Here is a 12,042-nt window from a genome sequence, read left to right on the forward strand (position 1 = left end):
CCGCGGGCGGGGTGCGATCAAAGAGTCTGGCCGCGCAGAATACCCCGTCAGCCCATGCCTTTGGCACGGCGGCCCAGGGCGCGGTTGATCTCTTTTTTCGCGTCCCGCTCGGCCATGTCCTGACGCTTGTCGTAGCTCTTCTTGCCCTTGGCGACGCCGAGCTCGACCTTCGCGTACCCGTTCTGGAAGTAGATCGAGAGCGGGACCAGGGTGATGCCGTCGTCGCGCAGCTTCCCCATCATCCGGTGGATCTCGTCGCGCTTGAGCAGCAGCTTGCGGACCCGCCGGGGCTCGTGGTTGGTCCAGGTGCCCTGCGAGTACTCCGGGATGTGCAGGCCGTGCAGGAAGATCTCGCCGCCGCTCTCGTGGCCGAACGCGTCGACCAGCGAGGCCCGGCCGGCGCGCAGCGACTTCACCTCGGTGCCGGTGAGCACCATGCCGGCCTCGTAGGTGTCGGTGATGGTGTAGTCGTGGTGCGCCTTGCGGTTGGAGGCGACGAGCTTACGCCCCTGTTCGCGTGGCATACCGAGGACTCCTTCGACACCGGGGATCCAACTGGTCGATCTTAGCTCGCGGTTCAACAGAGGCAGGGAGGCAGGTAATTCAGCGGATTCCGGGGCACACCACCGAAACGGGTCTCGAAATGCAGGTGTGCGCCGGTGGACGCGCCGGTACTCCCGACCAGACCGATGATCTCACCCTGCCGGACGTACTCGCCGACGTGGACGTAGATCCGGGACTGATGGCCGTAACAGGTGGAGAAGCCGGCACCCATGACCCGCCCGTGGCTGACGCACGTGTAGTTGCCGTATCCACCGTTCCACCCGGCCTGGATCACCCGGCCGGCCGCCGCGGCACGGATCGGGGTGCCGGATCCGGCCGCGAAGTCGGTGCCCGCGTGCAACTGCCAGACCCGGTAGTACGGGTCGTACCGGTTGCCGAAGTCGCTGCTCTTCCAGCCCTGCACGGGCATCAGCAGCCGGCCGCGGTACTGCCTGGAGTAGCCGGAGCGGGCCTCCCAGCCGCGCATGCTGGAGCGGATCTTGCGTTCCGCGGCGAGCGCCGCACGGTACTGGGCGAGCACGGTCTCCCGTTGCGCGTTGGCCGCGGCCAGCGCCGCCCGCCGGGCCAGCACCAGCTGGTACACGTCGCGCCGGGCCTGGACCGCCTCGGCCTGGGCGGCCTGCGCGGCGCGCAGCCTGCCGGCCGCCTCGGCCTCGGCCGCCTCCGCGGACCGTTGGGCCGCGCCGGCCCGGTCCTGGGCGGCACGGGCCTCGCGGCGGGCGTCGACCAACCGACGTACGTCCTCGTTCTCCTGCCGCACCATCTCGTCCACCAGGCTCATCCGGTCCATCAGGTCCACCGGGCCACGGGCCGAGACGAGCAGGTTGAAGCGGGTGACCGGGCTGCCCATGTAGCTGTTGCGGGCGATCTGGGCGACCCGTTCCCGGGCGCCGGCCACCCGTTCCTGGGCTGCCGCCCAGTCCGCGGCGACCTGCCGGTAGTTCTGCCGGGCCACCCCGGCGCGGGCCTGGGCGGTGGCGGCCTGCACCCGGGTGGCGACGACGACGCCGCGCGCGACTGCCACCCGGTTCTGCGCGGCCGGCAGCGCGGCCGAGGCGACGGCGAGCCGGCGGGCGGCGACGCGCGCGGTGGCCCCGGCGTTCTCCAGGAGCGCCTCGGCCTCGCGCACCGCCCGCGCGGCCCGGGTGGCGTCGTCCTGGTCGGCCAGCGCCCGGGCGGGCACGGCGAGGGTGAGCGCGACGGCGCTGAGCAGGCAGAGACAGAGGGTCAACAGCGGGTTCGGGCGGCGGTACCTCACGGGGAGTCACCGTACTCTGACTAAACGCTCGCTTTGCCGTAAACCGCCCGAAGGGCGCGAAGGCCGCGACCCGGCAGGGTCGCGGCCTTCGGCACAAAGGTCTCGGAGAGGGTCAGACCTTGAGGTAGAACCGCAGCGTGACCCAGGCGGTCACGGCGCTGACCAACGCTCCCACACCGGCCAGAAGTGGCAGCATCAGCCAGACGTTGCCGTTCGGCACGGGTGTCAGGATCGCGGTCAGGGCCTGCAGCTTGTTGTCCAGCAGGACGATCTTGCCGATGAACAGCGCGACGAAACCGAGGATGGCGCCGATCAGGCCGGCGACCACCGCCTCCAGGACGAACGGCGCCTGGATGAACCAGTTGGACGCGCCGACCAGTTTCATCACCGCGACTTCTCGGCGCTTGCTGTACGCGGCCACCTGGATCGTGTTGCCGACCAGCAGCAACGCGGCGAAGGCCATCACCGCCGCGACCACGAGGGACATCAGCTGGACCGAGTTGAAGATGTTGAACACCTTCTGCAGGAGCTCCCGCTGGTCGATGATCCGCTGGACGCCCGGCTCGCCGTCGAGACTCTTGGCGAACGAGTCGTAGTCCTCCGGGTTCTTCAGCTTCACCCGGAACGACTCGGGCAGACTGTCCGCGTTCACGGCGGCCACGAAGTCGGGCGAGTCCTGGTAGAGCACCTTGAAGCGCTCGAGCGCCTGCTCCTTGGTCTCGTGGTTGGACTCCTTGACCAGCGGGTCGCTCTTGATCTTGCCTTCGATGGCTGCGATCTGACCCTCGGTCACATTGTCAGCCAGGAAGATCGAGACCTCGATCTCGCCGTAGTAGAAGTCCTTCATCCGGTCGACCTGCAGGTACATCAGCACGCTGGCGCCCAGCATGGTCAACGAGACCGACATGGTGATGATCATGGCGACAGTCATCGTGACGTTCCGCCACAGGCCCACCAGGACCTCGTTGAGGACGTACTTCACGCGCATCGGGGGGATCCTTCCAGGACTCCGCGTGGTGCTGCTTCAGCGTTGAACATGTGGGCGGAGCGGGTCTCAGCCGTAGACACCGCGGGCCTGGTCACGGACGATCCGTCCGCTCTCGATCTCGATGACGCGACGGCGCATCTGGTTGACGATGTTGGAGTCGTGCGTGACCATCACGACCGTCGTGCCGGTCCGGTTGATCCGGTCCAGCAGCCGCATGATCTCGATGGACGTGTCCGGGTCGAGGTTACCGGTGGGCTCGTCGGCGAGCAGGATCAGCGGCCGGTTCACGAAGGCCCGGGCCACCGCGACACGCTGCTGCTCACCACCCGAGAGCTCGTGCGGGTACCGGTGTTCCTTGCCACCGAGGCCGACCAGCTCGAGGACCTCGGGAACGACGCGCCGGGCGACCGCCTTCGTCTTGCCGATCACCTCGAGGGCGAACGCGACGTTCTCGTACGCGGTGCGGTTGGGCAGCAGCCGGAAGTCCTGGAACACACAGCCGATGGAGCGGCGGAAATGCGGGATCTTCCAGGACCGCAGCGAAGTGACGTCCTTGGCGTTCACGACAACTTTGCCGTTGGTCGCCTGGACCTCCTTCAGCAGCAGCTTGATGATCGTCGACTTACCGGAACCGGAGGGGCCGATGAAGAAGACGAACTCACCCTTCTCGATCCCGACGCTGACATTGTCCAACGACGGCCGAGACGCCTTCGGATACGTCTTCGTCACGTTCTCGAGCTGAATCACGGGACTGGAGTCTACGCGGTGTAACGAAATCGCCAAGCCCACCGGGGTCGGGAATCTTCGCCACCTGCGGCAACAACAAAACGGTGCGACTCTGGCCTGACCGAGCGTTCAGACAGAGTCGCTCACCGTGATGAATCCCGTCAGACGGCTACCTGATTCTGCTTGCGCCACCGGATCCCGGCCTCGATGAAACCGTCCAGGTCGCCGTCGAAGACCGACGACGGGTTGCCGGTCTCGTGCTCAGTGCGCAAATCCTTCACCATCTGGTACGGGTGCAACACGTACGAACGCATCTGGTCGCCCCACGAGCCGGTGGTGTCCTGCTTCAGGCCGGCCAGCTTGGCCTCCTCCTCCTGACGCTTGCGCTCCAGGAGCCGGGCCTGCAGGACGCGCATCGCGGACGCCTTGTTCTGCAGCTGCGACTTCTCGTTCTGGCAGGTGACGACGATGCCCGTGGGAATGTGCGTCAGGCGGACGGCCGAGTCGGTGGTGTTGACGCTCTGACCACCCGGGCCGGACGACCGGTACACGTCGACGCGGATCTCGTTCTCCGGGATGTCGATGTGGTCGGTCTGCTCCACCACCGGCATCACCTCGACACCGGCGAAGCTGGTCTGCCGGCGGCCCTGGTTGTCGAACGGACTGATCCGGACCAGCCGGTGGGTGCCGGACTCGACGCTCAGGGTGCCGAACGCGTACGGCACCTTGACCGTGAAGGTGGCCGACTTGAGGCCCGCCTCCTCCGCGTACGACGTGTCGTAGACCTCGGTCGGGTACCCGTGGCGCTCCGCCCACCGCAGATACATCCGCATCAGCATCTCGGCGAAGTCGGCCGCGTCCACCCCGCCGGCCCCGGCGCGGATCGCCACCAGCGCCTCGCGGGAGTCGTACTCCCCGGAGAGGAGGGTGCGGACCTCCATCTCCTCGATCGCCTTGGTGAGCGTGGCGATCTCCTCGCCGACCTCGGCGATCGAGCCGGCGTCCCCCTCGTCCTCGGCCATCTCCAGCAGCAACCCCGCGTCGTCGAGACGGGTGCGCAGCCGCTCCAGCTTGGAGATCTCGCCGGCGACGTACGACAGACGGCTGTTGACCTCCTGCGCCCGCGCCTGGTCGTCCCAGAGGTCGGGCGCGGATGCCTGCTCCTCGAGCTCCGCCTTGTCGCGGCGCAGCTTGTCGACGTCCAGGACGGTCTCGATGTTGCGGAGGGTGGCGTCGAGCGCTTTGAGTTGCTCGGGGAAGTCGGCAGCGGTCACGACACCCAAGTTTACGCCGCCCGGCCAGATGGCTGGCCGGGGCGTCCGCAACTCATTCGGACGGCACGGTCTTCAGCCAGCTGAGCGCCGCCTTGTGGTAGGCGACGGCGAACTCCAGCGCCGCCGCACCGTACGGGTCGTCGTTCTTCTTCGCCTCCTTGGCCTGCTCCTTCGCCATCGCCAGCGCCTCCGAGTGGTACTGGTTGGCGTTGGTGTAGAGAGTCTGCAACTGCTCGGTGCTGTGCTGCTGGCCGAAGGCGACTCGCAGCGCGACCGGGTTCCGCAGCGCGTCCCGGCCGGGCGTCTCGGTGAGCCAGCGTCCGAAGGCGCGCTTCCCGGAGGCGGTGATCGCATAGGGCTGACTGGAACGCGGACCCGGCTTGCCGAGGCGTACATACCCCATTTCGGCCAGTACGGGCAATTCACGGTAGACCTGGCTCCGCGTCATCGACCAGTAGGGCCCGAGGCGGCGTTCGGCAGCCGCCATGAGCTGTCCGCCGGTCATCGGCCCCTCGTGAAGCAGGCCGAGCAAGGCGGCAGCCGTGGGATTGATCTGGAAGTCGGGCATGCCTTCTAAGCTGCCACTTTGTCGCTCCGGCGTCCAGGATTTCGCACGATCCGTCCAGTTTGCGCCTCCACAAACGACTGTCCCGCACAGACAGTCCGACAACGAGCGCCCAGACCGGGCGTTTCGCGCCCCATCGCGCGGTTGACCAGCTAAAATGGAGCACCTATTCGGTCAGACGGGCAGGCCGAGGCAGGAATCGCCCATACATACGCGAGTCGCCGTGCACATTCGGACAATTGCCCACAAGCGCCTCAGGGGCCGCTTCCCGGACCGGGCCGCCGGGCACGAGGACGGAGTCCGTGGTCCGGGTCCTCCCGAACCGATTGATTCGGTACGCCCGGAAGCGCTGGACGATGTCCGTTCCGTCCACCGTCGCGGTCCCGTACGGCCGGTCCGGTCCTCGCAGGTTCGCCTATTACCCTGGCCCTCATGACCGACCCCGAGCCCCAGTCCGCACCGGAGACCCGCGAGGTCTCGCGGCTCACCGCGATCCTGCTGGCGGTGGCCGCACTCGCGTGGACGGCTGGGATGCTCGCCTCGGCCCGCGCCAAAATCACCAGTTGGGCGGACGCCGCGATGGAGGTCACCTCCACGGCGTACGCGCTGCCCGGCGCGGTCTCCGCGGCCGTGGTGGCCGGCGCGGCCCTCCCCCTGTTGGCGCTCACCCTGCTCAGCGTCCGCCGCCCGCTCGGCGCGACCACCCGGTTCGCGCTGGGCACCGGCACCGGGCTGCTGGTCGGCGTGCTCTGCGCCATCCCGGTGGTCACCATCAACACCGACGGCACGATCTACGCCGCGGTCGGCGGGACGGTGGCCGCCGCGGCCACCATCGGCGGCGCGCTGGCCGGCCTGCGCATCCCGCCGGTGATCGCCGCGGCCGGGTGGGCCACGCTCGGCGTCTTCGTGGTCGGCCTGGTGCTCAACGAGCAGTTCGTCCAGGACCCGGTGCTCGACCTGCTCGGCAACGACACCACCGAGGCCGCGGCGCACGCCAACCAGTACTTCGCGTACGGGCAGGCCACGCTCAGCGGGGTGGCCGCCGGCCTGATCGTGTTCGCGGTGCTGCGCCGCGCCGGCCGGCGGGCCGGCGCGGACCTGCGCTGGCCGCTCTACCTGACGGCGGGCGCCGGGCCGGGCGTGCTGGCGGTGATCGCCGAGATCCTCACCCGGACCGCCGGGGCGCAGGTGCTCGACCTGGCCGGCAAGGTGAGCGAGCTGGAGAAGTCGGTCCAGCAGATCCTCAGCACCAACCGGCTCAACAGCGCGCTGATCGTCCTCTTCGTCGGAGCGTTCACGGCGATGGTCTCGGTCGGCCGCACCATCTCCCCCACGGACGACGAGGAGGAGGACGAGCCGGCCCCGGCGGCCCGGTCGGACACCCCGGACACCGCGCCCGCCGTCGCGGCCGTGCCCGCCAGGGGCCCCGAGGACACCCCGGCGGCGTCCACGAAGGCGGAGCCGGATTCAGTCGACGGGGAGAGGCCCGCCGGGGCCGCGGCCGGCGGCGAGCGGTCCTGAGGGTCCGGTCGTCAGAGCAGTTCGTCGAGTTCGGAGACGGCGTACCACTCCAGCTCGTGGTCCTCGGCACCGTCGACGGTGAACTGGGCGTCCGGGTCGCCGGCGAGGGCCTCCTCGACCACCTCGGCGGCGGACGCGACCGCCTCCAGCGCCTCGGCGCCGTCCACGTGGATGCTCGCGACCTGGGCCAGCTGGACCGGCTCGGGCAGCCGGACGGTGCTGGAGCCGAGCTCCACGTCCTCGCGGACCAACGTGGCGGCCGGCACGTCCGCCGAGACGACCACCCGGCGGCGCGGAGCCTCGCCGTCGTGCCGGAGCAGTCGCAGGGCGCCCTGGGCGGCGCGGGTGAAGGCCACGTACTCCAGCTCCTCCTCGTCACCCTCGGCATACCACTCCCGCAGCGCGGGGGTCACCGCGTGCGCCTGCGTCGCGCCGTCGCCGAGCCGGCCGTCCGCCCGCAGGGCCGCCAGCATCGGCAGGGTGGCCGGCATGTAGACCCGGACCAGCTCGGTGATCGGCACGTTCTCCTCCTGCTTCGCCATCCCGGTCAGTACACCGCCGCCGCGGGCCGGGAGAGGCCCATTCCACCAGGCCTCTCCGGATCGTGGTCACCCGGGATGTTGGTGGCGGCAAACGGTGGCAAACTCAAGCTGCCGTAGCGAAGAGAGTGGGAGGCCACGTGGAGGCCCGGTTCCTGTTGCTGTCCGACGTGGCCGCCGAGCTGAACGTCTCGGACTCGCAGGTCTATCACATGGTCCGCAGCGGCGAGCTGCCCGCGATCAAGATCGGCGGCCGCGGCCAGTGGCGGGTCGAGCGGGCCAAGCTGGAGGAATACATCCAGTCGAAGTACGCGGAGACCGCTGCCTGGGTGCGCGACAACCCGATGGGCGAGCGGGAGACGCCGCCTGCGGAATGAGGTTTTTGTGCCTCTTTCCGGATGCGCTCGGTGGCGTTGACGGGCAGTGGCGATCGGGAGCAGACTTCCTTCATCGCAAGCAAACGGAGGCAAACGCAAGATCTGCCGATGGAGGGATTGCCGATGCGGGGATTGGCGGTGGAGATGCGGTCGGCGGTCGCCAGCGCATCCGCCGGGGCGCGGCCGACGATTCGCCTGCGCCCGGTTCCTCGGTATGAACCACCCTTCGACGATGAGTCGATGCCGGACTTGTGGCCGGTGAGGCACCAGTTGGCGTTGGACTGGGCACAGCCGGCGGCGTCCGGGTGGGCGGGATCGACCGGGGCCGGGCCGCCCGGGTCCGCGGCGGCCGGAGCGTCTGGATCGGCAGGGGCCGGCTCAGCCGTGGCTGGAATGTCTGGATCGGCGGGGACTGGCGCAGCACCCGTCCTGGCTGGGGCCGGGCCGCCCGGGTCGGAGTTGGCCGGGTCGGCGGGCTTCGGCCACGGCGTCGGGTCCGGTGCTGTCGGTGGGCGCGCTCAGGGCCGGAAGCGTGAGCGAGCCGGGGGCGGTGCCGCGGACTGCGGGGTGGCGGTCCACGGGATCTCTCCGGTGCCGCGCGGCACGACGGCGGCGAGCGGCACGACGGCGGCGAGCGGCACGACGGCGCCGATGGGGGCTTCCGGGGACGCGAAGCTGGCCGTCAAGCGGTTCGTTCGCATGTGCGTCGAGGTGCTCAACGGGTACCGGCCGGCGGCTCACCTGCGGCGGCTGACGCTGCCGGCCGAAGCGGCCGAGGTGGTCGCGGAAGGGCTGGCCGGGGCGCGCCGGGTGGCCGAGATGCGGCGGTCCCGGCGGGGCGGCGATCGGCGGCTCCAACGCGCGGCGCCGGTGGCGGTGCTCAAGGTGCACCTCTGCGAGCCACGGACCGGTGCCGTGGAAGTGGCGGTCGCCCTGGTCACCGGCGAGCGCACGTGGGCCATGGCGCTGCGGCTGGAGCTGCACAAGGACGCCTGGTGCGCGACGACGCTGCGGCTCATCTAGGGCCGGTCGCGGGCAGGGCCGGTCGCGGGTAGGGCCGGTCGCGGGCAGGCGGCTGCCGCGGGTCAGCAGGGCAGGCCCCGGGGCGCCTGGCGAGCGACACAGGCGGTGGGCGCCCCGGGTTCCAAACTCCGCGTTCGCGGACGGTGCGCGGGCCCGCCGGGAACGCGGACGGCCCGCGGGCCGGCAGAAGCCGGGCGCGGGCCGTTCGGCAGATGTCGCGGGCGAGCCCTGGGTCAGGCGGCCCCGCCCGGGGCGCCGTGGCAGCGCTTGTACTTCTTGCCCGAGCCGCAGTAGCACGGCGCGTTGCGGGACGGGCCGTTCGACTCGGACTGGCCGGGCGCCGTGTGGCGGCCGGCCGTGGTGTGGGCCGGGTTGGCCGGGATCGGCGAGCCGCCCGGGGTGAACGCCGACGGCACCTCGGGCTGCTGCGGCTGCTGGATCACCGGGCGGCCGCCGCCCGCCTCGCCATCGATCGCCGGGGCCGTGTACTGCAGGTTCTGCGGGCGGGTGCCGCCGCCGAGACCCTTGGCGCGGACCTCGACGTGGTCGTGCGGCTCCTCGACCGGGGTGTCGTCCGGAACCTCGCCGACCTTGGGCAGCTCGAACGCCTGCGACGGGTCGAGCGTGACCGAGGGCTGCTCCTCGACCTGGACCTCCAGGTTGAAGACGAAGCCGACAGCCTCCTCCTTGATGCCCTCCATCATCTGGTTGAACATGTCGAAGCCCTCGCGCTGGTACTCGACCACCGGGTCGCGCTGCGCGTAGGCCCGCAGGCTGATGCCCTCCTGCAGGTAGTCCATCTCGTAGAGGTGCTCGCGCCACTTGCGGTCGATCACCGCGAGCAGCACCTGCCGCTCCAGCTCCCGCACCGCCTCGGAGCCCAGCTCCTCCTCGCGGGCCGCGTACGCCGCCTGCGCGTCCTGCTTGAGCTGCGCGACCAGGAACTCCTGGTCGATCGCGTTGCGCTCGCCACCGGACTGCTCGATCAGGTCCTCGATGGTGAGGGTGACCGGGAAGAGCCGCTTCAGGTTGGTCCAGAGCTGCTCCAGGTCCCAGTCCTCGGCGTACCCGTCGGAGGTGGCCGCGGTGACGACGTCCGTGATCACGTCGTCGATCATGTTGGTGACCTGGTCGTGCATGTCCTCACCGTCGAGCACGCGCTTGCGCTCGGCGTAGATGACCTGCCGCTGCTTGTTCATCACCTCGTCGTACTTCAGCACGTTCTTCCGGATTTCGGCGTTCTGCGCCTCGATCTGGGTCTGCGCGCTGCGGATCTGCCGGGTCACCATCTTGGACTCGATCGGCACGTCCTCGGGGATGTTGAACCGCTCCATGACGGCCTCGACCGCGCCCGCCCGGAACCGCTTCATCAGGTCGTCCTGCAGCGACAGGTAGAACCGGGACTCGCCCGGGTCGCCCTGCCGGCCGGAGCGGCCGCGCAGCTGGTTGTCGATGCGCCGGGAGTCGTGCCGCTCGGTGCCCAGGACGTAGAGCCCACCGGCGGCCTGCACCTCGGCCTGCTCCGCCTCGCAGGCCTCCTTGACGACCGGGAGGACCTCCTCCAGTGCCTTCGCGTACTCCTCCGGGTTCTCCACCGGGTCGAGCCCGCGCTGGGCCAGCTCCTGCGCGGCGAGGAAGTCGGGGTTGCCGCCGAGCAGGATGTCGGTGCCGCGGCCGGCCATGTTGGTGGCCACCGTGACGGCGCCCTTGCGGCCGGCCTGCGCGATGATCGTGGCTTCCTGCGCGTGGAACTTCGCGTTCAGCACGCTGTGCGGGATGCCGCGGCGGCGCAGCAGGTGGGAGAGGATCTCCGAGTTCTCCACGGAGACCGTGCCGACCAGGACCGGCTGGCCGGTGGAGTGCCGCTCGGCGATGTCCTCGATGACCGCGTTGAACTTGGCCTTCTCGGTCTTGTAGATGACGTCCGGGTGGTCGATCCGGATCATCGGGCGGTGCGTCGGGATGGACACCACGCCGACCTTGTAGACGCTGTTGAACTCGCCGGCCTCGGTCTGCGCGGTACCGGTCATGCCGCCGAGCTTGGAGTAGAGGCGGAAGTAGTTCTGCAGGGTGACGGTCGCCAGGGTCTGGTTCTCCTGCTTGACCTCCACCCCCTCCTTCGCCTCGATGGCCTGGTGCATGCCCTCGTTGTAGCGGCGGCCGTGCAGGATGCGGCCGGTGAACTCGTCGACGATCAGGACCTCGCCCTCCGGGCTGACGATGTAGTCCTTGTCGCGCTTGTACAGCTCCTTGGCCTTGATGGCGTTGTTCAGGTACCCGACCAGCGGGGTGTTCACCGACTCGTACAGGTTGTCGATGCCGATCCGGTCCTCGACCCGGGAGACGCCGCGCTCGGTGATCGCCACGGTGCGCTTGGCCTCGTCGACCTCGTAGTCGCCGGAGCCGTCCTTGCCGCGCTCCAGCCGTTTCACGATGGCGGCGAACTCCGCGTACCACCGCTGGGAGTGCTCGGCCGGACCGGAGATGATCAGCGGGGTGCGTGCCTCGTCGATGAGGATGGAGTCCACCTCGTCGACGATCGCGAAGTTGTGCCCGCGCTGCACCAGTTCGTCCTTCGACCAGGCCATGTTGTCGCGCAGGTAGTCGAAGCCGAACTCGTTGTTCGTCCCGTACGTGATGTCGCACTGGTAGGCGGCGCGGTGCTCGGCGGCCGGCCGGTTCGGCAGGATCACGCCGACGGTCAGGCCGAGGAACACGTGCACCCGCCCGACCCACTCGGCGTCACGCTGGGCGAGGTAGTCGTTGACCGTGATGATGTGCACGCCGTCGCCGCTCAACGCGTTGAGGTAGGCCGGGAACACGCCGGTCAGGGTCTTGCCCTCACCGGTCTTCATCTCCGGGATGTTGCCGAAGTGCAGCGCGGCGCCGCCCATCAACTGGACGTCGTAGGCCCGCTGGCCGAGCACCCGCTTGGCGCCCTCCCGGGCCACCGCGAACGCCTCCGGGAGCAGCGAGTCGAGTGACTCGCCGTCCCGATAGCGCTGTTTGAACTGCTCGGTGCACTCGCGCAACTCGTCGTCGGTGAGGTCGACGTAGTCATCCTCGATCGAGTTGACCGCGTCCGCGATCGCCTTGAGCCGGCGTACCATGCGGCCTTCGCCGGCACGGAGGATCTTTTCCAATATCGACACGGGTCAGCGCTCCCCTAGACAGTCTGCCGAACCATCGTAGGCACCTTCTCCGGGA

At 69.6% G+C, this 12,042-nt stretch carries 11 protein-coding genes; 3 read left to right on the forward strand and 8 right to left on the reverse strand.

Features of this window, described 5'->3' with window-relative positions:
- Window positions 1–47: 47 nt before the first annotated feature.
- The 6 genes from smpB to Asi03nite_RS23205 form a co-directional block, all read right to left on the reverse strand.
- Complete coding sequence (gene smpB / locus Asi03nite_RS23180; RefSeq protein ID WP_203682544.1) at window positions 48–524, reverse strand: SsrA-binding protein SmpB; 477 nt, start codon at window positions 522–524, stop codon at window positions 48–50.
- Window positions 525–577: 53 nt separating this feature from the next.
- Window positions 578–1,822: a M23 family metallopeptidase gene (locus Asi03nite_RS23185; RefSeq protein ID WP_203682545.1), complete on the reverse strand. Its 1,245-nt coding sequence runs from the start codon at window positions 1,820–1,822 to the stop codon at window positions 578–580.
- A gap of 112 nt (window positions 1,823–1,934) precedes the next feature.
- A complete protein-coding gene (ftsX, locus tag Asi03nite_RS23190) occupies window positions 1,935–2,810 on the reverse strand; it encodes a permease-like cell division protein FtsX (protein WP_203682546.1) in 876 nt (291 codons plus the stop codon).
- Window positions 2,811–2,876: 66 nt separating this feature from the next.
- A complete protein-coding gene (gene ftsE / locus Asi03nite_RS23195) occupies window positions 2,877–3,557 on the reverse strand; it encodes a cell division ATP-binding protein FtsE (protein WP_203682547.1) in 681 nt (226 codons plus the stop codon).
- 140 nt (window positions 3,558–3,697) lie between these two features.
- Window positions 3,698–4,810 (reverse strand): peptide chain release factor 2, encoded by a 1,113-nt coding sequence (gene prfB / locus Asi03nite_RS23200; protein WP_203682548.1) that lies wholly within the window; start codon window positions 4,808–4,810, stop codon window positions 3,698–3,700.
- A 52-nt stretch (window positions 4,811–4,862) separates the two neighbouring features.
- Window positions 4,863–5,378, reverse strand: a complete 516-nt coding sequence (locus Asi03nite_RS23205) for a PadR family transcriptional regulator (protein WP_203682549.1) — start codon at window positions 5,376–5,378, stop codon at window positions 4,863–4,865.
- Between the two features lie 429 nt (window positions 5,379–5,807).
- Between Asi03nite_RS23205 and Asi03nite_RS23210 the strand changes: the two genes are divergently transcribed.
- Entirely contained in the window at window positions 5,808–6,896 is a 1,089-nt protein-coding gene (locus Asi03nite_RS23210) for a hypothetical protein (protein ID WP_203682550.1), read from the forward strand.
- A gap of 11 nt (window positions 6,897–6,907) precedes the next feature.
- On the opposite strand, the gene Asi03nite_RS23215 is transcribed toward Asi03nite_RS23210, so the two are convergent.
- Window positions 6,908–7,438 carry a DUF6912 family protein gene (locus tag Asi03nite_RS23215; RefSeq protein ID WP_203682551.1) on the reverse strand — a complete coding sequence of 177 codons (531 nt, stop codon included), beginning with the start codon at window positions 7,436–7,438 and terminating at the stop codon, window positions 6,908–6,910.
- Window positions 7,439–7,575: 137 nt separating this feature from the next.
- Here Asi03nite_RS23215 and Asi03nite_RS23220 point away from each other — a divergent pair, with 137 nt between their 5' ends.
- Both Asi03nite_RS23220 and Asi03nite_RS23225 read left to right on the forward strand, forming a co-directional pair.
- Window positions 7,576–7,812 (forward strand): helix-turn-helix domain-containing protein, encoded by a 237-nt coding sequence (locus Asi03nite_RS23220; RefSeq protein ID WP_203682552.1) that lies wholly within the window; start codon window positions 7,576–7,578, stop codon window positions 7,810–7,812.
- Window positions 7,813–8,403: 591 nt separating this feature from the next.
- Entirely contained in the window at window positions 8,404–8,835 is a 432-nt protein-coding gene (locus tag Asi03nite_RS23225; RefSeq protein ID WP_203682553.1) for an Rv3235 family protein, read from the forward strand.
- A gap of 233 nt (window positions 8,836–9,068) precedes the next feature.
- On the opposite strand, the gene secA is transcribed toward Asi03nite_RS23225, so the two are convergent.
- The gene (gene secA / locus Asi03nite_RS23230) at window positions 9,069–11,987 is read right to left on the reverse strand and encodes a preprotein translocase subunit SecA (protein ID WP_203682554.1); all 2,919 of its coding nucleotides are present in this window, start codon (window positions 11,985–11,987) and stop codon (window positions 9,069–9,071) included.
- Window positions 11,988–12,042 lie beyond the last annotated feature (55 nt).

The sequence above is a fragment of the Actinoplanes siamensis genome, from assembly GCF_016862395.1.
Lineage (GTDB): Bacteria > Actinomycetota > Actinomycetes > Mycobacteriales > Micromonosporaceae > Actinoplanes > Actinoplanes siamensis.

Excerpts from the sequence above, each read along its gene's own strand:
- smpB (WP_203682544.1), bottom strand. The coding sequence starts at position 524 with ATGCCACGCGAACAGGGGCGTAAGCTCGTCGCCTCCAACCGCAAGGCG.
- ftsX (WP_203682546.1), bottom strand. The coding sequence starts at position 2,810 with ATGCGCGTGAAGTACGTCCTCAACGAGGTCCTGGTGGGCCTGTGGCGG.
- Asi03nite_RS23205 (WP_203682549.1), bottom strand. The coding sequence starts at position 5,378 with ATGCCCGACTTCCAGATCAATCCCACGGCTGCCGCCTTGCTCGGCCTG.
- Asi03nite_RS23210 (WP_203682550.1), top strand. The coding sequence starts at position 5,808 with ATGACCGACCCCGAGCCCCAGTCCGCACCGGAGACCCGCGAGGTCTCG.
- Asi03nite_RS23215 (WP_203682551.1), bottom strand. The coding sequence starts at position 7,438 with ATGGCGAAGCAGGAGGAGAACGTGCCGATCACCGAGCTGGTCCGGGTC.